Here is a 22,156-nt window from a genome sequence, read left to right on the forward strand (position 1 = left end):
GCGCCAGACCGCCGGGCGCGGTCGCCAAGGCCGCCCGTGGGGTGGCGACCACGGCCTGACCTTCTCCATCGCCTGCGCCTTTGCGGGCGAGCCCGCGCAGCTCGGCGGCCTGAGCCTGGCCGTGGGTGTGGCCGTGGCCGATGCCGTGGCTGGGTACGCGGAAGCCCGGGGCGGGAGCGGACAGGCGCTCGCACTGAAATGGCCCAACGATGTGCAAATTGCCGGGCGCAAGCTGGCCGGCATCCTGGTCGAGACCGTGCGGACAGAGCCGGGCCGGACCTGGGCCGTCATCGGCATCGGCCTGAACCTGGAACGGCCGCGCGTGCTGGAAAGCACGCTGGGCCGCGGCTTGTCGGGCGTGGAAGAACTGGTGGATGCGCCGGAACCGAACGCCGTGTTCTCGGCGCTGCTCACGTCGCTGGGTGAACACCTGCAGCGCTTCGGCGCACAGGGCTTGGCGCCGTTCGTTGCGCCGTTTGCCGCCCGCGATGCCTTTGCCGGCGAGCGGGTGCGCCTGTGGCAGGACGGCACCATGGTGCTCGAAGGCGTGGCGCATGGCATCGATGCACAAGGCCGCCTGGCGATTGAATCGGGCGGACGTGTGCAGTGGATCCACAGCGGCGAGGTTTCCTTGCGCAGCGCAGAGGCAGAACAGCCATGACGCGCCTGAAGGTCTCTGCCGCGCACGCCGCCCCCGCCCGTCCGCTATTGCTGATCGATGCGGGAAATACACGCATCAAGTGGGCGTGGATTGCCGGTGGTGCCGATGCCGAACTCGCCCTGCCCGAAGAACCGGGCGGCACGCCCTGGCAGCATGCCGGCGCCCGCGCGCATGATCGATTGGCTGAACTGGTGGAAGACTGGCGCGATTGCCACGCCGCCGGCGTCGCCCCACCCGAGGTGTGGATCAGCGCGGTGGCTGGCCCGGCACTGCGAGATGCACTCACCGCGCGCATCGCCCGCGTGTTCGACGGGGCACGCGTGCGCATTGCGGCATCGGAAGATGCCACCGCCGGCCTGCGCAACGGGTATCGCGACCCAACGCAGCTTGGCACTGATCGGTGGGTTGGCGCGGTCGGCGCACGCCACTTGTGGCCCGACACGGCCCTGCTGCTCGTGACGGCAGGCACCGCCACGACCCTCGACATCGTCACGCCCGATGGCCTGTTTGCCGGCGGCCTGATCCTGCCCGGGCTCACGTTGATGATGCGCGCGCTGTCACGCAACACAGCGCAGTTGCCCGAAGTCGATGTCAGCTACCTCAGTGCAGGCGACGTCATCGCGCCGCCCTGGGCCGACAATACGCAGGACGCCATCGCGCTGGGCTGCGTTATCGCCCAGGCGGGCGCAATTGCACAGACCTGGATGGCACTACAGAAGCAATGCCCCGGCCCGGCACGCTGCGTGCTGAGCGGCGGAGCACGCGCCGCACTGGGGCCGCATCTGCGCATGCCGTTCCAGATGCACGATAATCTCGTGCTGCTCGGCCTTCAGGTGCTGGCGCGCGCGAGCCGGGAAGGCGCCGCGACGTTGGCGTAGCCTCGGTCGGCCGGGCTGCAGTTTTCGTCTGACGTCTTACCGTTGTTGCTGCTGTGTTTCTGCATTCCGAGCCACCGTCCGAATCCACGTCCGTTCGCACCATGACGCTTCGCCTCGCCCTGCTGCTCCTGCTGCTCGTCAATGGCGTTCTGCTCGCGGCCAATACCGGCGTATTCGGGCCCGAAGTGTCCAAGGCCTGGTTCGAGAGCGAGCGCGAGCCCGATCGCATGCGCCGCCAGATCCGCACCGACGAGATCCGTATTCTCGAACCGGCACCCGCTTCCGCACCGGCCACCGCCGTACCCAAATCGGCGCCGGACTCGCCGCCGTCGGCTTCCTCGCCCGCCGCATCGGGCCCGCAGGCGAACATCGAGCGTACGGCTCTGACCACCGCCGACAGCGGCGGCAGTTGCACCGAACTCGGCGGCCTGACCGAAGCACAAGCCACGCGCGGCATCGATCAGCTCAAGCAACTGGCGGGCGTGCAGGTTGAGCGCATCACGCGTCAGGAAGACAACCGCTGGTGGGTCCATATGCCGGCTCGCGACACGCGCGACGACGCCGATCGCAAGGTGGCAGAACTCAAGCGCCGCAACGTGGCGGATTCAGCCATCGTGCAGGAAGGCAATACGTTTGTGGTATCGCTTGGCCTGTTCCGCGACAAGGAGCGCGCGCAACAGCGTCTGGATGAACTGCGCGCCAAGGACGTGCGCACCGCCGTGGTCACGCAAACGCGTCGGCTCGGCGCGCAGACCTCGCTACGCGTGAGCACCACCGCCGATGCGGCTTCGGGCGTCGCAGCCCAACTGGCCGTGCTGAAGAAAACGCTGGGAGCCGAAGACCTGCACGCTTGCGCGGCGGTCACGGCATCGCGCTAAGCGTTCAGGACGACGCGCGCACGCGCTTGAGCAGCGCCGTCGTCGAGCGGTCATGCTCGAACGGAATCGCCAGGGCCGTACCGCCCCAGCTGCGCACGACACGCGTTTCTTCCAGCGCATCGATGTCATAGTCGCCGCCCTTGACGTAGATGTCGGGACGCACGCGCTGGATGAGTTCGACCGGGGTGCGCTCGGCAAACAACACCACCAGACTCACCGCTTCCAGCGCAGCCAGCACGGCCAGGCGATCGTCCTGCGTGTTGAGCGGGCGGTCGTCACCCTTGCCCAGCATCCGTACCGAGGCGTCGGTGTTCACGCCCACCACCAGCGAAGCGCCCAGTGCGCGCGCCTGCGCCAGATACGTGGCGTGTCCGCGATGCAGGATGTCGAACACGCCGTTGGTGAAGACCACTGGGCGCGGCAAGGCGCGCACGCGGGCCTCCACGTCGGCGGAGTCGCAGATCTTCTGTTCAAAGGCGGGCGCAGGCTGGCGAGCGGTCATGGCGAAAGCGAAATCGAGGTGGAAAACAAAACGGCCCATCGAATCGATGGGCCGCTCACTGCCAGTGGCAAGGATCAGGCGGCTTGTTCGGCCGAGCCGAGCAGACGTGCGTTGAGTTCCTTGCGGTAGCGGTTCAGGTCTTGCACGGTTTCGAAGGTACGCTCGAACAGCAGACCCATGTTGTGCAGGATGCGCTCGATGACCTTCTTTTCCCAGCCGGCGTCGAACTTGATCTGCTCGTCCAGCCAGTGCTCCAGCCAGTCCGGGTTCGGCAGGCGCGACTGCACCGTGTCTTGCGGGAACAACGCCTTGTTCACGTGCAGATTGGTCGGGTGAAGCGGCTTTTCGGTGCGGCGCGCCGAAGCCATCAGCACACCGATCTTGGCGAATGCGCTGCGCGCGCTGTCGCCAAACTGGCCCAGGTATTTCTTCATGTAGCGCAGGTAGGCGCCGCCGTGGCGGGCTTCGTCCTGCGACAGATGCTTGTAGATCGCCTTGATGACCGGCTCGGTGTGCCATTCAGAGGCACGGCGATACCAGTGGTTCAGGCGGATCTCGCCGCAGAAGTGCAGCATCAACGTTTCCAGCGGCGGGGCCGGATCGAACTCGAAGCGCACGTTGTGCAGCTCTTCTTCGGTCGGTACGAGCTCGGGGCGGAAGCGGCGCAGATATTCCATCAGCACCAGCGAGTGCTTCTGCTCTTCAAAGAACCACACGCTCATGAACGCCGAAAAATCGGAATCGTGGCGATTGTCACGCAGGAACATCTCGGTGGCAGGCAGGGCTGACCACTCGGTGATGGCATTCATCTTGATGGTCTGCGCTTGCGCGTCGGTCAACAGCGACGCATCGAACGTGTCCCACGGAATATCCTTTTCCATATTCCAGCGGACCGCTTCCAACGACTTGAACAATTCGGGATAGAGCATGGTAAGCCTTTGAATTTGCAGGCGGATTCTAGCAGACATGCTTGACCAACCCCCGATTTTCAGGGTTGCCGGAGCAAAGTTCTGTGTCTGCCCGTTTCCTCGTGACAACAGGCCTGCCGGCGCCACAACCGCAACGTGGCTTGGCGACCCCCTGACGCGCGATGCGGCCGCGCGTTGTCTCGCGGTACACCGCGATGTGATCGACAGCACGCTGGCCGTCGTCTTTTGTGTCGGACCGGGCACCGCCCGGCAAGGTTTCCAGTATAGGAAGCGCTGCAATTCGCGGGGCGAATGGCGCGCAACGCATACCGCACATTTCACCTGGTGCGACCCCGGGGCGTTATACCCTAGACTAAAGACAAACTCCGGCCCGTCGGCTGAGCGTCTGCTTTTGGAGATTCGCCATGTTGTTTTCCGCCACCGTTTCCGGGCGACGCCCGCGCCTGCAACTGCATGCGTCGGGGGTGCTGCGTCGACATCATCTACTGATGATCGCAATTGCGATTGCCATTGCGGTCATCGCATTGCTGCTGCCACGCACGGGGCACGCTGCCACTTCGAGTGCCGCAACCACTGCGCAAGCATCGGCCGCGCCAGGCGCCTGCCCTACCAGCCTGAACTTTCGCGTCAAGCGTTTGCAGGATGATGCGCCGCAAGACCTCTGCCAGTACGCCGGCCGCGTCGTGCTGGTAGTCAACACCGCCAGCTATTGCGGCTACACGCATCAGTACGAAGGGCTAGAAGCGCTGTACGCCAAGTACCGCGACAAGGGCCTGACGGTGCTGGGTTTTCCGTCGAACGACTTTCAACAGGAGCCCGGCAACAGCAAGCAGATCGCCGACTTTTGCTACAACACGTACGGCGTGAAATTCCCGATGTTCTCGAAGACGGCGGTGGTTGGCGCGGGTGCGTCGCCGCTGTATTCGTGGCTCGCAACGCAGACGGGCCAGCCGCCCAAGTGGAACTTTCACAAATATCTGCTGGACCGCACCGGCCGCGTGGCGGCGGTGTTCCCGAGCAGCGTCGAGCCGAGCGACCCAGCGCTCATCAAGCGCATTGATGCGCTGTTGGCTGAACCGTCGACGCACTCGTCGCGCTGATCAGGCTGCGCGCATCGTGTCCGGAATCGCGCCGTACAGGAACGCGGCCAGCTCGTCACGGCGGGCTTGTACATCGCGCTCGCCCAGGTCGATGAGTTCCTGCGTGAACTCGGGTTCAAAGAGCAGATAGCTTGCGAATGCCGCACCGCGCGCCTCGGTGCCGCCCAGCGGCTTGAGCAGCGCGCGCACCGTGCCCGGCAGGCGCTGGACGTGGCGCGAAGCAATCAGCTCGATGCGCTCGGACGGCGCCATCACCAGCACTTCGATCTTGCGCCAGCCGTCGCGCGCGTCGGCAATCTCGGGGTTGCGGGCCACCACTGCGTTGACGTGCTGCAGCCGTTCGATATCGGCCGAGAGCCCGTCGAGAAAGATGCTCGCCAGCGCCTGCCCCGCGATCTGGGCGAGCGACGGATAGCCGGACGCCGGCACCGTGTCGTACCAGCCCGGCTGCGAGCGCGACGCGGCGCCCACCACCAGAATGCGATTCGCGCCCAGATGAATGGCCGGGCTCAGTGGCGACATCTGGCGCATCGTGCCGTCGCCGAACCATTCGTCATTACCTTCGAGCGGCACCGGCTCGGCGGGGAAGATGAACGGGATGCTCGACGACGCGAGCATGTGCGACACGCCGATCTCGTCTGACACCGCAATCCGCTGCGACCGCCGCCACGGCAGCACTACGTGCGGCGATTGATAGAACGTGACGTGGCGCCCGGTGGTGTATGACAGCGCGGTGATGGCCAGCGCGCGCAGCGCTCCAGCCTCGAATGCGGCTTGCACCTGCTTCCCGTCGTGTTGCGATTCCAGCAGTTCGCGCAGCGGTGTGTTGTCGAACAGCGCGCGCGGCGTGCGGCCGGTCATCCAGCCGAACGCCAGGGCGGTCAGCCACCGGGCGCCGCTCGAGCCCACGCGGCCGACGTCCGTTCGATAGACACGATCGGCGTGCAGACTGCCCCAGAGCTGGGTGAGCGCCTCGGTGGCGAGCGTGAAATCCTGCGCACCGCGTGCGAGGCCCAGACTGTTGATCGCTCCCGCCGAGGTGCCGCAAATGACGTCGAACGGCGTGCGTGCCACACCCGGCGCATACTCCTGCGCCAACCCCGCGATGCCGCGCAGCACACCAACCTGATAGGCGGCCCGCGCGCCGCCGCCCATCATCAAGAGCGCAGTGCAGTCCGGCGACATCGATCAGGGCGTGTCGTTGGCGGGCTTGCGCGGCGCAGATTTCGCCGGCGCTTTCTTGGCAGCCGCTTTCTTGGTGGCTGGCTTGGCCGTGCTGCCCGCAGGCGTCTTGGTGGCCGGCTTCTGCGCCGGCTTGGCGGCAGCACGCTTGGGCTTGACCGGCACCGTCTTCTCTTCGATGTCTTCCGGCGCCGCATCCAACCCTTCCGCGCCCGGCGCACCGGCAAACCCGGGGAAGCCGCCTGGGAAGCCCGGCATCAGGTTCTGCGGCATCGGCATGGCGGCGGCAGCCGAACTGGCGATCTGGTTGAACTGCTGCTGCAGCATGTTCCACCACGGCGAGGGATCCAGCGCAGCCGCGGCGGCACGTGCAGCAGCTTGCGCCTGCGCAGCGGCCTGGGCCTGAGCATTTTCGGCGCGGGCTTCGGCTTGGTCGTCGTCCGTGTCTTCTTCCGCCTCGGCCTCGTCTTCGGGCGGCGGTTCGTCTTCGGCCGGCTTGGCTGTGGCGGCCGTGTGCGGCCACGCGGGCTTGGATTCTTCGTCAGTGGAAGTCGCACCCGGCGTCAGCCCGTCGAACGCCGACTTCATGGCATCTGGCGACAGCGCGGAGCCGAAGGTCTGCAAGGCCACCAGCGTGGCGCGCTGCACCTCCAGCCCTTGGATTGCCGTGCGCAGCAGGCTGGCGTTCAGTTGCAGCCAGCTCTCAACAGCGCGCAGGTCATGGATGCGCTTGTCGATTTCCTCGAGATCCATCGGCGGCGCGGCAAAGCTGGCCATGTTGGGCATGCCGCCACCGGCCATCCCGGCAAAGCCGCCGCCCCACAGCTTGCGCAGAAAATCGAAACCGCCTTCAGCGAAATTGGGCATCTGGGTGAACATGGTGTCTCCTACAAATCGGTCGGGGTCGGGCGTGCGGGCGTGTTTCCCATCAGGCGCCATCAAACGTGGGCGGACGCTTCTGGCGCAGGCTCGCAATGCCCTCACGCACGTCGGGGCCCGCAAAACCCATGAATTCAAGCGCCAGCGACGTATCAAAACTCGGGCCCGCCATGCGCAACCAGTTGTTCAGCGCGTACTTGGTCCAGCGGATGGCCGTCTGAGAACCTGCCGCCAAGCGCTCGGCGATTTCGAATGCGCGGTTGACGAGGTCCGCTTCGGGCACGGCCAGCGAGACCAGCCCAATGCGCTCGGCCTCCTCGCCCGTCATGGACTCGCACAGCAGCAGGTAATACTTGGCCTTGGCCATGCCGCACAACAGCGGCCAGACAATGGCCGCATGGTCGCCCGCTGCCACGCCCAGGCGGGTGTGGCCATCGACGATGCGGGCGTCCCTGGCGGCGATGGAAATATCGGCCAGCAATCCGGCGACCAGCCCTGCCCCCACGGCCGGGCCGTGCATGGCGCTGACAATGGGCTTGTCGCAGTTGATGACGTTGTAGACAAGGTCGCGTGCCTCGTGCCAGACGCGGGTGCGCACGTCGAAGTCTTCGGCCATCTGCTCGACGAGGTGCAGATCGCCGCCGGCCGAGAAGCCCTTGCCCTCGCCGCGGATGAGTGCGACGCGTACCGAGGGCTCGGCGGACACATCGCGCCAGATCTCCGCCAGCTCGCGGTGCAGGCCGGCATCGGCCGTGGACAGCTTGCGGTTGGCCGACTGCGCCGCGCCCATCACGATTTCAAGGATGGGGCCGTGCTGGACGAGCGTCAGCGCCTGGTAGCGGGCAAAGCGGGGAGCGAGCGAGGTCATGGCGTCGAAGGTAATGGATCAAGCATAGCGGATGAGACTGCGCGTGCAACGCGAGATGTGCGCCATCGTCACTTCGCGGTGTCGGCCAGCCGCCATTGGCCGCGGCGGATCTGCGCCATCACGCGGGCGCGCTGGTCGAGGCCCACGTGGTCTTCCGGGCTCATGTTGACCACGCCGGTGCTGGTGGGCAGGTCACGCACCTGCTCCAGCGCATCGCGCAGCGCCTCGCGAAAGGCCGGCGTGCCCGGCTTGGCCCGCTTGAGCGCCACCGGCACCGCACGCTGCAGCAGCAAGCCGATATCGCCCGTGTAGGCGGCAAAGATCGACACGCTGCCCTTGCCGAAGGCGGCCTCGTAGCGGCGCGCAAAATCCAGCGCCTGCTTCTTGGCGGGGTTGGTGTCGGGCAATTCGGCGGCGACCATCACGGGGCCGGTCGGCACGTAGGCGCCTTCGCAATCCTTGCCGCACAGCCTGACGAAATCGTTATTGGAAACGCCGTGGTTGAAGTAGATCTTGCCGGTGTAGCCGCGCTCGGCCAGCGCACGGGCCGGCAGCGCGGCGGGCGTGCCGGAGCCGCCAATCACCACCGCGTCGGGCTTGTTGGCCAGCAGATGCAGCACCTGCGCGGTCACGCTGTTGTCGGTGGGCGAAAAACGCTCGGTATCGGTGATGCGGATGTGCTTGAGCTCAGCAAAGCGCTGCACCTCCGCCAGGAAGGCCTCGCCCAGCGCATTGGCAAAACCGATGTAGGCGATGGTCTTCACGCCGTGCGCGGTGGCGTGCTCGGCAATGAGCGATGCCATGTGCGAATCCGAATGCGGCGTCTTGAAGATCCAGCGCCGCTTCGCATCCATCGGCTCGACCAACCTGGCGGATGAGGCCAGCGAGATCACGGGCGTCTTGCCCTCGGCCGCCGCGTCGATCATCGCCAGCGTATTCGGCGTCGTGGACGAACCCACGATCACGTCCACGTTGGACTCGCTCATCAGCTTGCGCGTGTTGGTGACAGCGCGCGTGGTGTCCGACGCATCGTCAAGCACGATCACGTCGACGCGCTCGCCGCCGATCTCGCGCGGCCACAGCGTGGTGGCGTTCTTCTCGGGCTGCCCCAGCGAGGCCTGCGGCCCAGTGGCCGACACCGTCACCCCGATGCGGATGTCCGCCAGCGCGGCGGAAGACAGCAAAGCCAAACCGACCAGTACGCCCGCATGTCGCCACTTCGGTCGCTGCATTGGGGGTCTCCTCCCGTGGTTTGGCAAAGAGCGTAGCGGTTTTGCGACGGTTTGGCGATGCGGAGTCGCCCAGGCTAGACAGGTTCAGGCAGCGAGCGCAGTGATGCCGGCACGCGGCAACGCATCCTCCACCAACGCGCGCATCGATTCGAGCACGGCCGATTGCGGCATCAACCCGAAGTTGTGCAGCGCCATCACGTGATCGACGCCCATGTCGGACAGCCGCGCGAGCTTCTCGGCCACCGCGTCGGGCGTGCCGAACAACGACAGGCCGCTGGTCAGGACATCGTCGTAGGTTTGGCGGCGCGCGTAGAGGCGCGTGGCGACGTACAGGTCGAACGCGTCGGCGGCCGTCGCGCGCACGGCGGCTTCGGTCGGGCCCACGTGCGTGTGCAGCGCGACGGCTGCCATGCCGCGCGTGTCGGCAATGCCCGCTTCGGCCAAACCGCGCCGGTAATCGTCCATCAACGTGCGGATGTCGTCGAAGCCGTCGACCGAGGCATACGGCACGAACAGCATGCGCCGCCCCTGCCGGCCAATGTGATACGCCGCCTCGCGCCGCAGGATCGCCACGTGGATCGGCACGCGGGCCTGCACCGGCAGCACGTTGAGGCGCACGTCGCGCAGCGTGTGGAACTGGCCCGCATGGTGCACGCGCTCGCCAGCGAGCAAGCGCTCGACGAGCATCAACGCTTCGTCAAAGCGCTCGCGCTTGATGGCGGGGTCGACGTCGTAGCCTTCGAACTCGTGCTTGAGGTAGCCGGAGCCCACGCCCAGCGACAGCCGCCCGCCCGAGAGCGCATCGACCATCGCGTAGTTCTCGGCCACGGTGGCCGGATGGTGGAAGGTAAGGATCGAGATGGCCGTGCCCAGCCGCAGGCGTTGCGTCTGCGCGGCCAGATGCGAGAGAAAGACCGCCGGGTTGGGGACGGCCCCGTACTCGTGAAAATGATGCTCGGCCACCCAGAAGGTGTCGTAGCCGAGCGCTTCGGCATGGCGCGCCTGGGCGATGACGTCTGCGTAGAGTTGCGGCAGACTGCGAGGCCGGTCGGGGTAGTGGTCCTGCACGGAAAAGATCGACAGCTTCATGGCGTCTCCCGGGTTCGAGGTCTTTTCCAGCGCGCAGGGGCCGCCGCGCCGGTTGTATCTTTTTACGTAACGCGTATCTTATAAAGCGACACCCGAGACTTCAAGATGCCCATCGACGCTCCCCTGCCGCCGGATACATCGCCTGACGAATTGCCCGCAGACGACGCCGCGCCTGAACGCACCAGCGCTGGCATCCAGTCCGCCGAGATCGCGCTGACCGTGCTTTCGGCGATGGCGCATGCCGGTGGCGCACACGCCGTCTCTGAACTGGGCCGGCAGCTCGGCATGCCGCGCGCAAAGGTTCACCGCTACCTGGTGTCGCTGGAACGCATGGGTTTTGTGGAGAAGGATCCCGCCTCCGCCCGCTACCGGCTGGGCGCACAGGCATTGCAGGTCGGGCTGTCGGCGCTGTCCGACGTGGATTTCGTGCGCGAAGGCAGCAACCTGCTACCCAAGCTGGCCGAACGGCTGAACGAAAGCGTATTTCTGTCGATCTGGACCGCGCGCGGCCCCGTCATCGTGCGCTGGGAAGACAGCGGCCGGCCGGTGGCGGTCAACGTGCGGGTGGGCTCGGTCATGCCGCTGCTGAACTCCGCCACGGGCCAGGCGTGCGCCGCGTGGATGCCCGAAATCCAGATCGTCTCGCTCATCGACCGCGAACTGCGCGGCCCCGGCGCCGGCAAGGCCGGCCTGACCGACTGGCTGAACTGCCGCGCGCGCTGGCAGGCGGTGCGGCAGGAGGGCGTGGCGCGCATCGGCGGCACGTTGGTGCACGGCATCGATTCGGTGGCCGTGCCGGTGCTCGATTCACAAGGCAAGCTGGCGGGGGCGATCACGGCGCTGGGCTTGTCCAGCGTATTCGATTCGAGCCTGGAAGGGCCCGCCTCACGGCTGCTGCGCGAGGCCGGGCGGACGCTATCCCTGCGCCTGGGGTATCACGGGCAGGCGCTGACAACGGGTGCCGCGGCGCCAAAGCGGGGGCGCCGTCCGAAGACGGCACCCGAATCCGCTTAAGCCTTACGCTTGCGTGCCCGGCGCAACGACTTCCTGGTCGATCGCACCGAAAATCGACACGCCATTGGCGTCGAACATCTCGATCTTTACGGTGTCGCCGTAGCGCATGTATTCGGTGACGGGCGCGCCGGATTCGAGGGTTTCGAGCATGCGTTTCTCGGCGATGCACGCGTACCCCTTGCTGCGGTCCACGTTGGAGATCGTGCCCGAGCCGACGATGCTGCCCGCACGCACGTTGCGTGTCTTGCAGATATGCGCGATCAGCTGGCCAAAGTCGAACACCATGTCGGTGCCGCACTCGGGCTGGCCAACCTTCTTGTTATTCCAGCGCACCGTCATCGGCAAATGCACCTTGCGTTCGCGCCAGGCCCCGCCCAATTCATCGGGCGTGACGGCCACGGGTGAGAACGACGTGGCCGGCTTGCTCTGGAAGAAGCCGAAACCCTTGCTCAGCTCCGTCGGAATCAGATTGCGCAGCGACACATCGTTGGCCAGCACGATCAGGCGGATGCCCTCGGCAGCGGCGGCCGGCTCGGTGCCCATCGGCACGTCGCCGGTGATGACGGCCACCTCTGCCTCAAAATCGATGCCGAACGCTTCGCTGCGGCAGACGATGGGGTCATGCGCCCCAGCCAAGTCATCCGAGCCGCCCTGGTACATCAGCGGGTCGGTCCAGAACTCGGGGGGCATCTCGGCGCCGCGCGCCTTGCGCACCAGTTCAACGTGGTTCACATAGGCCGAGCCATCGGCCCATTGGTACGCGCGCGGCAGCGGCGCCATGCAGTTGCCGGCGTCAAACGCAAACGGGTGGCGCGCACGGCCCGCGTTGAGCTGGTCGTACAGATCCTGCAACTGCGGTGCATGGAAGGCCCAGTCGTCCAGCGCGCGCTGCAGCGTACCGGCGATGTGCGTGGCGAAGTGAGCGGTCTTCAGGTCGCGCGAGACCACGGCCAGCTGACCGTCGCGCGAGCCATCCTTGAGGGTGGCGAGTTTCATGTGCGTTGTATGAAAAAAGGCTGCGCGGATGGTACACCTTGCATCGGCTAAACTGGCCCGAACCGATCCATCACCCCTCACCATGTCACCGCTGCCCGCCGACACCGATCTCGACCTGGAGTCCGATGCCGATGGCGAGCTGGATGCGCCCGCGCGCTCGGGCATCCAGTCCATCGAAGTCGGCTTCCGGCTGCTGGAAGTGCTCACGCACACCGACGGCCCGATGATGCTGCGCGACCTGGCGCGTGCCGCGCCCATGAACCCCGCCAAGGCGCACCGTTATCTGGTGAGCTTTGCGCGCCTGGGGCTCGTCACGCAAACGCCCGAAGGCCGTTACGACCTGGGCCCGTTCGCGCTGGAAATGGGGTTGGTTAGCCTGAACCGGCAAGATCCGATGCGCCGCGCCCGGCCCGCAGCCGCCGCGCTGCGCGACGAGATCGATCACACCATCGGCCTGGCCGTCTGGGGCAACCAGGGCCCGGCCATCGTTCACTGGGAAGAAGCCAGTCATCCCGTAACGGTCAGCCTGCGCCTGGGCGACGTGATGCCGATGCTGAACTCGGCCACCGGCCGCGTGTTCGGCGCTTACTTGCCGCGTGCGCAAACGCGCTCGTTCATCCAGCGCGAACTCGACCGCATTACGGCAGCAGGGAATACCCCGAGCGCCGAGAACCCCGAGCTGCCGCAAACGCTCGAAGCCTACGACGCCATCTGCGCCGACGTGCGCCTGCATGGCGCCTCGCGCATCCACGGCGGCGTATTGCCGGGCATCAACGCGATGTCGCTGCCTGTGTTCGACGCCAACGGCCAATTGTGTCTCGTGCTGATCGCGTTGGGCGCACAAAGCACCTTCGACACCACTTGGAGCAGCCCGCTGGAGCGGCGCTTGCGGCTGGCCGCACAACAGCTTTCCGCCGATCTTGGATACGTTGCACCCATCGCCCCGCAATCCTGACGAACTGAATACCGACAGCATGCAACCCCGCAGGCGTCGCATCTATCGGCTTGGCCGGTTCGGGCTCGTGCTGCTGGCCGTGCTCGTGCTGCACGTCATTGCCGTCGTGTGGATCGCGCGCAGCCGTCAGGTGACGTGGCCGCCGGCGCCTGAGCAGATCATCCCCGCGCTGTTGCTGCATCCCGAGCCCGTGCAGCCGCCAACGCCCCCGGCTGCGCCCAAGCCCCGCCCGGCTCCGCCCCGTCCGCGTGCTCAGACCCCACCTGCGCCGACACCCACGTCGCCGGCGCCCGATCTGGCAAGCATGGATCCATCCGAATTCACCAGCGCTGGCGCTCAAGCCTCGGGCGATACCGGCGTGGTCAAGGATCTGAGCGGCGAAGGCCCGGGCGGGCCGCCTGCACCGCCGGGCGACGCATTCTCGCTGCCACCATCGACCACGCTGCGGTACGCCACTTACGTCAACGGCGTGCGCAACGAAGATGGCGTGATCCGCTGGGCCACCGATGGCAAAACTTACACGCTCGCCGTGGAAATTCCGTTGCCGCTCTTCTTCGGCAAACTCGCGTTTCGCAGCGCCGGCACCGTCGGCCCATATGGCCTGACACCCGCGCGCTACGAAGAAGTGCGCGGGCGCCGACAACCCGACGTGACGACGTTCCATTACGCTGTCGACCCCACACCGGCGTCCGGCGTGCAGGGCGCACCCACGGTCACTTTCACCCGCTCGCCGGCCGTGCTTCCGTTGCCCGAGGGCACGCAAGACCGCTTCAGCGTCTTCCTGCAATTGACCGGATTGGCCCGGGGCGGCCCCGCGCGCATTGCCAGCCCGGGCCTTACGCTGGAATTCCCGATCGCCGATACCGACAGCGTGGAAGTGGCCCGCGTCCAGCACGTCGGCGAGGAAACCATCGACACCCCGAACGGCACGATTCGTGCACAACACTTCATACGACTGCCGCGCCGTGCAGATGACAAACGGCGTGTAGAGATCTGGCTGTCTGCCGATCACGGTTGGCTCCCAGTACGCCTGCGCCAGACCGAGCCCAGCGGCATGCAATTCGATCTGGTCTACCAGTCCCAGGAAGGAGGCTGACATGGACGCCAACGCCCTCTCCAACTCCGGCACGGTGCGCGCCAACGGCATCGATATCCACTACCGTACCGACGGTGCAGATGGCCCATGGGTCGTGCTTGCGCACGCGCTGGGCGTGGACCACCAACTGTGGGACAACATCGCCCAACGCTTGGCCAGCCGCCACCGTGTGCTGCGCTATGACGCACGCGGCCATGGCAAGACCAGCGCGCCGCACGGCGCCTACACGCTGTTCCAATTAGCGGACGATGTGGCCGCCCTGCTTGATGCGCTGTCGATTGAACAGGCGCATTTCGTTGGCCTGTCGATGGGCGGCATGGTCGGGCAAATTTTGGGAGTGCGGCACCCGCAGCGACTGCTCTCGCTCACGCTGTGCGACACCGTGTGCTACACGCCGGTGTCAGCGCACGCCATGTGGGACGACCGCATCGGCCAAGTCGAAGCGCACGGCATGAGCGGCATTGTCGAACCCACGATACAGCGCTGGCTGACCACGCCGTTTCGCGAAGCCCATCCCGACGTGGTGGAACGCATTCGCGAGTTGCTGCGCGCCACGCCACCGCACGGCTATGTCGGTGCATGCCTGGCCATCAAGGCGCTCGACACACGCAGCTCGCTTGCGCGCATCGCTTGCCCAACGCTCGTCATGACCGGCGAACAAGACACCGGTGCGCCGGTGGAAGTAGCGCAGGAGATCGCCTCGCACATCCCCGACGCCCGTTTGAAAGTGATTCCCGACGCAGCACACTTGGCCCCTATCGAACAGGAGGAGGCCTTTCTCGCCGATCTGGATGAGTTCTTCGGGCACGCAGGATGCGGGAGCCAATGTGACACGCCATAAGGCCTGCTTGCCTTGTCGATAGTTGCAAGCGCCCCGCACACGGCCCGTCGTCTACCCGCCAAACGGCGGAAGGCCGGTTGCTTCTTTCGGTGCAGGAGCGGAAAGGTCTTGTTACGCGATCACAACGCACGTCACACATTTCGCCTCGCCTTCGCGAACTTTGTGACCGATCATTAAGCCCAAGGAGCAGATGGGGCAGAACGGTCAGGAGGCGGGAGTTGATCGGCCCTTGAAGTCGTGGTCGTGGGCCCCATCTACCCGGTGCAGCAGTAGAGCAGTCCCCACAACAGCAAGACGATTGACGCCTCGGAGGTGCACCATGCAAATGATCTACAACAGCGACAACTACTGTGTTGTTGAGTTCGGTGTAGACGGCCAACACGCCATGCTGGCAGCGGGTGGCTACGAGATCGTGGACAAGAACCTCAAACGTGAAATTTTCCTCGGCGGCGAGCTGGCCGAGCATTTCCGCGAGGATGTGAAAAAGCTGATCGCCAGCGAGCCCACCGTTGAAGAAGTCGACGACTTTCTCGGCAAATTCGACACGGTGATGACGCAGCCGGTGACGATGCACTGACCTACCGCGCGGGCAAGATCGCCCGCCAGACGGATCAACAAAAAACGCCCGGAGCATGGCGCTGCCGGGCGTTTTTTCATGTGTCGATCGGCTATCGGGTCGATAGCGCCCTTCTAGCATTGCTCCCACGGCAGGCCCGCATGACGCCAGCCGTTGAGCGTGTTGCGATGGCGCGTGCTGTCTAGGTCCCCCTCGAAGCCGTGGCGCACGACATAGACATCACGGAAACCCGCCTCTTCCAGTGCGTGCGCCGCAGCGGCTGAGCGATTGCCGCTCCGGCAGATCAGCACAATGGGACGCTCGACGCCATGGCCGGTCAGTTTGCGCACGGTCGGCACGAACTCGGGGTTCACCTCCCAATGCGGGCCGTCGTTCCATGAAACGTGATGGGCGCCGGCCGGATGACCCACGAACAGGTGTTCCATTTCACTGCGGCAGTCGACAAAAAGCGCGGCGGGCGTGCGTTCCAGGAAGGCGTGGGCGTCTGTGGGATCGAGCAGTTGCATAGCAGGCGGCAGGGCGGGCAAAGGGCGTGATGTGGATTATAGGAGCGCGATTGCCCACAACGGCGGCAAGTCATTGATGCGACTGGTAAAATTCACCTTTGGCCGCAAATTCTGAATATTTGACCGGCCGCAGCACCTCGGAGCCCCTCCCATGACCGCGCCCCTGCCCTACACCCGTGCCGCCAACCTGCCCGCGCTGCTGCGCGAGCGCATCCTGATACTGGACGGCGCGATGGGCACCATGATCCAGCGCTACAAGCTGACCGAGGCGCAATACCGCGGCGAGCGCTTTGCCGACCACCCGATCGACGTGAAGGGCAACAACGAGCTGCTGGTGCTCACGCGACCCGACGTCATCCGTGAAATCCACGAGCAATACCTAGCGGCCGGCGCCGACCTGATCGAAACCAATACCTTCGGTGCGACGACCATCGCGCAGGAAGACTACAAGATGGCAGAGCTGGCGTACGAGATGAACGTCGTGGCCGCCCGCCTGGCACGCGAGGCCTGCGATAAATACAGCACGCCGGACAAGCCCCGCTTCGTGGCGGGCGCCTTTGGGCCGACGCCCAAGACCGCCAGCATTTCGCCCGACGTGAACGACCCGGGCGCCCGCAACGTCAGCTTCGACCTGCTGCGCGACGCGTATTACGAGCAGGGCAAAGCGCTGCTCGAAGGCGGCGCGGACGTGTTCCTCGTCGAGACGATTTTCGACACGCTCAACGCCAAGGCGGCGCTGTTCGCCATTGATCAGCTTTTCGAAGACACCGGCGAGTGCGTGCCCGTGATGATCTCCGGCACCGTTACCGACGCCTCCGGCCGCATTCTCTCTGGCCAAACCGTGGAGGCCTTCTGGAACAGCCTGCGCCACGCCAAGCCGATCACCTTTGGCCTGAACTGCGCGCTGGGCGCCGCGCTGATGCGCCCGTACATTGCCGAGCTGGCGAAGATTTGCGACACGGCCGTCTCGTGCTACCCGAATGCCGGCTTGCCCAACCCGATGAGCGACACCGGTTTTGATGAGACGCCCGAGGTCACCTCCAGCCTGGTCGACGAGTTTGCATCGGCCGGCCTGGTGAACCTGGTGGGTGGTTGCTGCGGCACGACGCCAGAGCACATCAAGGCGATTGCCGAGCGCGTGGCGAATCGCAAGCCGCGCGCATGGCCCGGCCAGTACAAGGAAGCCGCTTGAGCTCGGGCATCACTCCCGCCATCGACATGACCGCACGCATCGACCGCACCATTCCCGTACTGGCCTCGCTGGACCTGCAGGAGTCGGCCCGCTTCTATACGGAGCGGCTTGGCTTCTCGCAGGAATTGATTGCAGGCGACTACCTGATCGTCAGCCGCGATGGCGCCGAGATCCATTTTTGGCTGTGCGACGACCGCCGCATTGCCGAGCACACGTCGTGCTACCTGCGTGTACCGAGCACGCAGGCCCTGTTTGAAGAATTCACCGCGCGCGGGCTGGAGCTCGCGCCGCCGGCGGTGCGCGCGTGGGGCATGAAAGAGCTCTACGTGATCGACCCGCACGGCAACCTGCTGAAGCTCGGCGAATACGCCGCCGCCTGACCGAACCCCGCACCATCATGACCGACCACTCCATGCGCCCCATGCGTCTTTCGGGCCTCGAACCGTTCAACATCGGCGAGGACACGCTGTTCGTCAACGTCGGCGAGCGCACCAACGTCACCGGGTCGAAGGCGTTCGCGCGCATGATCCTGAACAGCCAGTTCGACGAGGCGCTGGCCGTGGCGCGCCAGCAGGTCGAAAACGGCGCGCAGGTCATCGACATCAACATGGACGAGGCGATGCTCGATTCCAAGGCGGCGATGGTTCGCTTCCTGAACCTGATCGCCTCGGAGCCCGATATCGCGCGCGTGCCGATCATGATCGATTCGTCCAAATGGGACGTGATCGAGGCGGGTCTGAAATGCGTGCAGGGCAAGGCGATCGTCAACTCCATCTCGCTCAAGGAAGGCGAAGAACAGTTTGCGCACCATGCCAAGCTGATCAGGCGCTACGGCGCGGCCGCCGTGGTCATGGCTTTCGACGAACAAGGCCAGGCTGACACGTTCGAGCGCAAGACCCAAATCTGCAAACGCAGCTACGAGTTCCTGGTCAACAAGGTCGGCTTCGCCCCGGAAGACATCATCTTTGACCCGAACATCTTCGCGGTGGCCACCGGCATCGAAGAGCACAACAACTACGCGGTCGACTTCATCGAAGCGACGCGCTGGATCAAGCAGAACCTGCCGTACGCAAAGGTGAGCGGCGGCGTGTCGAACGTGTCGTTCTCGTTCCGCGGCAACGACGTGGTGCGCGAGGCGATCCACACCGTGTTCCTGTACTACGCGATTCAGGCGGGCATGGACATGGGCATCGTCAACGCCGGCCAGCTGGGTGTGTACGAGAACCTCGACCCCGAACTGCGCGACCGCGTGGAAGATGTGGTGCTCAACCGCCGCCCCGACGCCACCGACCGCCTGCTGGAGATTGCAGACCGCTACAAGGGTGGTGGCACCAAGCGTGAGGAGAACCTCGCCTGGCGCCAGGAGCCGGTGGAAAAGCGCCTGGCCCACGCGCTCGTGCATGGCATCAACGATTACGTGGTCGAAGACACCGAAGAAGTCCGCGCGAAAATCTTTGCTGCAGGCGGTCGCCCGATTCAGGTAATCGAAGGCCCGCTGATGGACGGCATGAACATCGTCGGCGACCTGTTTGGCGCCGGGAAAATGTTCCTGCCGCAGGTGGTGAAATCCGCCCGCGTCATGAAGCAGGCGGTGGCGCACCTGATTCCATTCATCGAAGAAGAAAAGCGCCAGATTGCAGCGGCCGGCGGCGACGTACGCTCGCGCGGCAAAATCGTCATCGCCACGGTCAAGGGCGATGTGCACGACATCGGCAAGAACATCGTCACCGTCGTGCTCCAGTGCAACAATTTTGAAGTCGTCAACATGGGCGTGATGGTGCCCTGCAACGAGATTCTGGCGAAGGCGAAGGTGGAAGGCGCGGACATCATCGGGCTGTCGGGCCTGATTACGCCGTCGCTGGAAGAGATGGCCTACGTGGCATCGGAAATGCAGCGCGACGAATACTTCCGCGTGAAGAAGATCCCGCTGCTGATCGGCGGCGCGACGACGAGCCGCGTGCACACCGCCGTGAAGATCGCCCCAAATTACGAAGGCCCGGTCGTCTATGTGCCGGACGCTTCGCGCTCAGTGAGCGTGGCCTCGAGCCTGCTGTCGGACGAAGGCGCCGCGCGCTACGTCGAAGAGCTGCATGCGGATTACGACCGCATCCGCACGCAGCACGCCAACAAGAAGGCCCAGCCGATGGTGTCGCTGGCCGCCGCGCGCGCCAACAAGACGAAGATCGACTGGTCGAACTACACGCCGCCCAAGCCCAAGTTCATCGGCCGCCGCGTGTTCCGCAACTACGACCTGAACGAACTCGCGCAGTACATCGACTGGGGCCCGTTCTTCCAGACGTGGGACCTGGCCGGCAAATTCCCGGACATCCTCAACGACGAAATCGTGGGTGAGTCAGCCCGTCGCGTGTTCTCCGACGGCAAGAGCATGCTCGCGCGGCTGATCGCCGGGCGCTGGCTCACGGCCAACGGCGTGATCGCGCTGCTGCCCGCCAACACCGTCAACGATGACGACATCGAGATCTACACCGACGAATCGCGCTCGGAAGTCGCGCTCACCTGGCGCAACATCCGCCAGCAAAGCGAGCGCCCGATCATCGATGGCGTGATGCGCCCGAACCGCTGCCTGGCGGATTTCATCGCGCCCAAGAGCACCGGCATTGCCGATTACATCGGTCTGTTTGCCGTGACGGGCGGCATTGGGGTGGAAAAGCGCGAGAAGCAGTTCGAAGCCGACAACGACGACTACAGCGCGATCATGCTCAAGGCCCTGGCCGATCGCTTTGCCGAAGCCTTTGCCGAATGCCTGCACGCCCGCGTGCGTCGCGACCTGTGGGGTTATGCGGCGGATGAAACGCTCGACAACGACGCGCTCATCCGCGAGGAGTACAAGGGGATCCGCCCCGCGCCCGGCTACCCGGCCTGCCCGGAGCACACGGTCAAGCGCGACATGTTCCGCGTGCTCGACGCGCAGGAGATCGGCATGAACCTGACCGAAGCGCTGGCGATGACGCCGGCTGCGTCCGTCTCGGGTTTCTACCTGTCGCACCCCGACAGCACGTACTTCACGCTGGGCAAGATCGGACAGGATCAAGTGGACGACATGATCGCCCGCAGCGGTGAAGACCGCGCGTTTGTGGAGCGCGCCCTCGCGCCGAATCTCTGATTCTGTGACAAGACGTTTAAGACATGGCGTGATCCACACTGTGTCTTACGTCCGCAAACCCTTACCGGCATTGGATTCGCCGGGGTTTCAAGAGGGGCGATCCTTACATTACAAAGGCTTACACCCCCTAACAGTCGTAACCGGAAGGGCTCCATAGACTGAACCCATTCACTCAACACACACAGAGTGATGCCGCGACGAATCCTTCGCGTGGCCGTTCAGAACGAAAGGAGTCTCTTCCATGAACAAGCTGCTGATCTCCCTGTCCGCTATCGCCATCGCTGCTGCTTCGGCTTACGCCAACGCGCAAACCCCGTCGGCCGGCGCATCGCTGCAAACCAACGGCACGGCTGTCGTGGCTCCGGCGCAAGGCAATACTGGCGCAGGCCTGAAGGCCGATGCGGGCGCCAAGCTGGACACCGAGTCCGCCAAGAGCCAACTGGACACCAAGGCGGAGCACGGCGCCAAGGCCGCGCACGAACACAAGGCCAAGGCGGAAGCCGGCATCGACAAGACCGCCAGCAAGGTCGGCAAGTCGGTCAGCAAGACGGAAAAGTCGGCAGAGAAGTCGGGCAAGGCTGCCAAGGCTGAGACCACTCCTGGCCTGAGCGCCGACGCCGGCGCAAACGCCACGGCCACTACCCAGACCAAGTAACACGTCACTACGCGGGATAGCTGGGCACGGCCCGGCGCCCCGCTAGCGACCCCGGGGCGGAACTCTTCCGCCCCGTTTTCTTTGGGCGCGCACGCCCAGGCACGTGGATTGCTCAGTGGCAGGCATCGACATGTTGCGATTCATGCACATTCCCGAGGTCTTTTATGGAAACGCTGACCACTCCCCCAGACCGCGCCAGCAAGAGGAGCCCCGTTTCGGCGCAACAGTCCGATACAATTGCTGTCGTATCGAACCAACAAGCGCAGCGCGCAGAGCCGGGCAGCCCGCCCAGCGCGCTCATAAGGAGCAGCATGATTCGCGTCCTGATTGCGGACGACCACGAGATCGTCCGTGCCGGCCTTCGACAGTTCCTGTCCGAAGAGCGGGACATCGAAGTCGCGGGGGAAGCGGCCAGCGGGGAAGAGGTGATGGAGCAACTCCGCACCGGCGCCTTTGACGTCGTGGTGCTCGACATTTCCATGCCCGATCGCAACGGCATCGACACCCTCAAGCTCGCTCGCCAGCGCCATCCCGATCTGCCGGTGCTGATCCTGTCGACTTTCCCGGAAGACCAGTACGCCATCAACCTGATTCGCGCGGGTGCATCGGGCTATCTGACCAAGGAAAGCGCGCCGGATGAGCTGGTGAAGGCCATTCGCACCGTGTCGCAAGGCCGTCGCTATGTGAGCCCGACGGTGGCCGAGCTGCTGATTGGCGGTCTGGAAAAGCCGACCGATCAACCCCTGCACCAGACACTTTCCAAGCGCGAATTCCAGATCTTCTGCAAGCTGGCGCGCGGGCAATCGGTATCGATCATCGCGGAAGAGCTGTTCCTTAGCGTCAAGACGGTGAGCACTTACCGCACGCGGATTCTGGAAAAGATGGGCATGAAATCCAATGCCGATCTGACGTATTACGCCATCAAAAACGGCTTGGTCGAGTAGCACCCGGTTGGGCGCCAAACCGCCTCGGCGCGCCGCAAACCCAACTGGCATGTAGGAC

General features: G+C 65.1%; 23 protein-coding genes. 14 read left to right on the top strand and 9 right to left on the bottom strand.

Annotated elements, in window-relative coordinates:
- The 3 genes from ACCD03_RS17025 to ACCD03_RS17035 form a co-directional block, all read left to right on the top strand.
- A partial coding sequence (locus tag ACCD03_RS17025; protein ID WP_413412370.1) for a biotin--[acetyl-CoA-carboxylase] ligase occupies positions 1 to 661 on the top strand: 661 nt, incomplete at its 5' end.
- The gene (locus tag ACCD03_RS17030) at positions 658 to 1,539 is read left to right on the top strand and encodes a type III pantothenate kinase (protein WP_413412371.1); all 882 of its coding nucleotides are present in this window, start codon (positions 658 to 660) and stop codon (positions 1,537 to 1,539) included. The genes ACCD03_RS17025 and ACCD03_RS17030, both read left to right, overlap by 4 nt.
- Positions 1,540 to 1,640: 101 nt before the next feature.
- Positions 1,641 to 2,417: an SPOR domain-containing protein gene (locus tag ACCD03_RS17035; protein ID WP_413412372.1), complete on the top strand. Its 777-nt coding sequence runs from the start codon at positions 1,641 to 1,643 to the stop codon at positions 2,415 to 2,417.
- A 4-nt stretch (positions 2,418 to 2,421) separates the two neighbouring features.
- Here the strand turns inward: ACCD03_RS17035 and rfaE2 are convergent, their stop codons facing one another.
- Both rfaE2 and ACCD03_RS17045 read right to left on the bottom strand, forming a co-directional pair.
- Positions 2,422 to 2,919 carry a D-glycero-beta-D-manno-heptose 1-phosphate adenylyltransferase gene (gene rfaE2, locus ACCD03_RS17040; protein ID WP_253536121.1) on the bottom strand — a complete coding sequence of 166 codons (498 nt, stop codon included), beginning with the start codon at positions 2,917 to 2,919 and terminating at the stop codon, positions 2,422 to 2,424.
- 74 nt (positions 2,920 to 2,993) lie between these two features.
- On the bottom strand, positions 2,994 to 3,848 hold the full coding sequence (locus ACCD03_RS17045; protein ID WP_009239234.1) for a ferritin: 855 nt from the start codon (positions 3,846 to 3,848) through the stop codon (positions 2,994 to 2,996).
- A gap of 404 nt (positions 3,849 to 4,252) precedes the next feature.
- On the opposite strand from ACCD03_RS17045, the gene ACCD03_RS17050 reads away from it, so the two are divergent.
- Entirely contained in the window at positions 4,253 to 4,948 is a 696-nt protein-coding gene (locus ACCD03_RS17050) for a glutathione peroxidase (protein WP_413412373.1), read from the top strand.
- Here ACCD03_RS17050 and ACCD03_RS17055 read toward each other — a convergent pair whose 3' ends face one another.
- From ACCD03_RS17055 to ACCD03_RS17075, 5 genes are all read right to left on the bottom strand, one after another.
- Positions 4,949 to 6,133, bottom strand: coding sequence for a patatin-like phospholipase family protein (locus ACCD03_RS17055; RefSeq protein ID WP_413412374.1), 1,185 nt, complete (start codon positions 6,131 to 6,133; stop codon positions 4,949 to 4,951).
- Between the two features lie 3 nt (positions 6,134 to 6,136).
- On the bottom strand, positions 6,137 to 7,009 hold the full coding sequence (locus tag ACCD03_RS17060) for a PhaM family polyhydroxyalkanoate granule multifunctional regulatory protein (protein ID WP_413412375.1): 873 nt from the start codon (positions 7,007 to 7,009) through the stop codon (positions 6,137 to 6,139).
- A 49-nt stretch (positions 7,010 to 7,058) separates the two neighbouring features.
- Positions 7,059 to 7,877 carry an enoyl-CoA hydratase/isomerase family protein gene (locus ACCD03_RS17065; protein ID WP_045202406.1) on the bottom strand — a complete coding sequence of 273 codons (819 nt, stop codon included), beginning with the start codon at positions 7,875 to 7,877 and terminating at the stop codon, positions 7,059 to 7,061.
- A gap of 68 nt (positions 7,878 to 7,945) precedes the next feature.
- The gene (locus ACCD03_RS17070) at positions 7,946 to 9,109 is read right to left on the bottom strand and encodes an ABC transporter substrate-binding protein (RefSeq protein WP_413412376.1); all 1,164 of its coding nucleotides are present in this window, start codon (positions 9,107 to 9,109) and stop codon (positions 7,946 to 7,948) included.
- 84 nt (positions 9,110 to 9,193) lie between these two features.
- Positions 9,194 to 10,198, bottom strand: a complete 1,005-nt coding sequence (locus tag ACCD03_RS17075; protein WP_413412377.1) for an LLM class flavin-dependent oxidoreductase — start codon at positions 10,196 to 10,198, stop codon at positions 9,194 to 9,196.
- A gap of 105 nt (positions 10,199 to 10,303) precedes the next feature.
- On the opposite strand from ACCD03_RS17075, the gene ACCD03_RS17080 reads away from it, so the two are divergent.
- On the top strand, positions 10,304 to 11,212 hold the full coding sequence (locus ACCD03_RS17080; protein WP_413412378.1) for an IclR family transcriptional regulator: 909 nt from the start codon (positions 10,304 to 10,306) through the stop codon (positions 11,210 to 11,212).
- Between the two features lie 3 nt (positions 11,213 to 11,215).
- Here the strand turns inward: ACCD03_RS17080 and ACCD03_RS17085 are convergent, their stop codons facing one another.
- Positions 11,216 to 12,208: a fumarylacetoacetate hydrolase family protein gene (locus tag ACCD03_RS17085; protein WP_316677192.1), complete on the bottom strand. Its 993-nt coding sequence runs from the start codon at positions 12,206 to 12,208 to the stop codon at positions 11,216 to 11,218.
- A gap of 82 nt (positions 12,209 to 12,290) precedes the next feature.
- Here ACCD03_RS17085 and ACCD03_RS17090 point away from each other — a divergent pair, with 82 nt between their 5' ends.
- From ACCD03_RS17090 to ACCD03_RS17105, 4 genes are all read left to right on the top strand, one after another.
- Entirely contained in the window at positions 12,291 to 13,163 is an 873-nt protein-coding gene (locus tag ACCD03_RS17090; protein ID WP_253536107.1) for an IclR family transcriptional regulator, read from the top strand.
- Complete coding sequence (locus ACCD03_RS17095; RefSeq protein WP_413412379.1) at positions 13,129 to 14,259, top strand: DUF3108 domain-containing protein; 1,131 nt, start codon at positions 13,129 to 13,131, stop codon at positions 14,257 to 14,259. Before ACCD03_RS17090 ends, ACCD03_RS17095 begins: the two co-directional genes overlap by 35 nt.
- Position 14,260: 1 nt before the next feature.
- Positions 14,261 to 15,100, top strand: coding sequence for a 3-oxoadipate enol-lactonase (gene pcaD, locus ACCD03_RS17100; protein ID WP_316677187.1), 840 nt, complete (start codon positions 14,261 to 14,263; stop codon positions 15,098 to 15,100).
- Positions 15,101 to 15,419: 319 nt separating this feature from the next.
- Positions 15,420 to 15,677: a DUF3567 domain-containing protein gene (locus tag ACCD03_RS17105; RefSeq protein ID WP_012760982.1), complete on the top strand. Its 258-nt coding sequence runs from the start codon at positions 15,420 to 15,422 to the stop codon at positions 15,675 to 15,677.
- 113 nt (positions 15,678 to 15,790) lie between these two features.
- Here the strand turns inward: ACCD03_RS17105 and ACCD03_RS17110 are convergent, their stop codons facing one another.
- Positions 15,791 to 16,183: a rhodanese-like domain-containing protein gene (locus ACCD03_RS17110; RefSeq protein WP_024976820.1), complete on the bottom strand. Its 393-nt coding sequence runs from the start codon at positions 16,181 to 16,183 to the stop codon at positions 15,791 to 15,793.
- A gap of 151 nt (positions 16,184 to 16,334) precedes the next feature.
- Here ACCD03_RS17110 and ACCD03_RS17115 point away from each other — a divergent pair, with 151 nt between their 5' ends.
- The 5 genes from ACCD03_RS17115 to ACCD03_RS17135 all read left to right on the top strand — a co-directional run bounded on the left by ACCD03_RS17115 (position 16,335) and on the right by ACCD03_RS17135 (position 22,098).
- Positions 16,335 to 17,375, top strand: a complete 1,041-nt coding sequence (locus ACCD03_RS17115) for a homocysteine S-methyltransferase family protein (protein ID WP_045202391.1) — start codon at positions 16,335 to 16,337, stop codon at positions 17,373 to 17,375.
- A 26-nt stretch (positions 17,376 to 17,401) separates the two neighbouring features.
- Complete coding sequence (locus ACCD03_RS17120) at positions 17,402 to 17,755, top strand: bleomycin resistance protein (protein WP_413412403.1); 354 nt, start codon at positions 17,402 to 17,404, stop codon at positions 17,753 to 17,755.
- A gap of 17 nt (positions 17,756 to 17,772) precedes the next feature.
- Entirely contained in the window at positions 17,773 to 20,499 is a 2,727-nt protein-coding gene (metH, locus tag ACCD03_RS17125) for a methionine synthase (protein ID WP_325649208.1), read from the top strand.
- Positions 20,500 to 20,740: 241 nt separating this feature from the next.
- A complete protein-coding gene (locus tag ACCD03_RS17130; RefSeq protein WP_045202389.1) occupies positions 20,741 to 21,154 on the top strand; it encodes a hypothetical protein in 414 nt (137 codons plus the stop codon).
- 311 nt (positions 21,155 to 21,465) lie between these two features.
- Complete coding sequence (locus ACCD03_RS17135) at positions 21,466 to 22,098, top strand: response regulator transcription factor (protein ID WP_009277190.1); 633 nt, start codon at positions 21,466 to 21,468, stop codon at positions 22,096 to 22,098.
- Positions 22,099 to 22,156 lie beyond the last annotated feature (58 nt).

This window comes from Ralstonia sp. Ralssp135 (genome assembly GCF_047304345.1).
GTDB classification, from domain to species: Bacteria; Pseudomonadota; Gammaproteobacteria; order Burkholderiales; family Burkholderiaceae; genus Ralstonia; species Ralstonia chuxiongensis.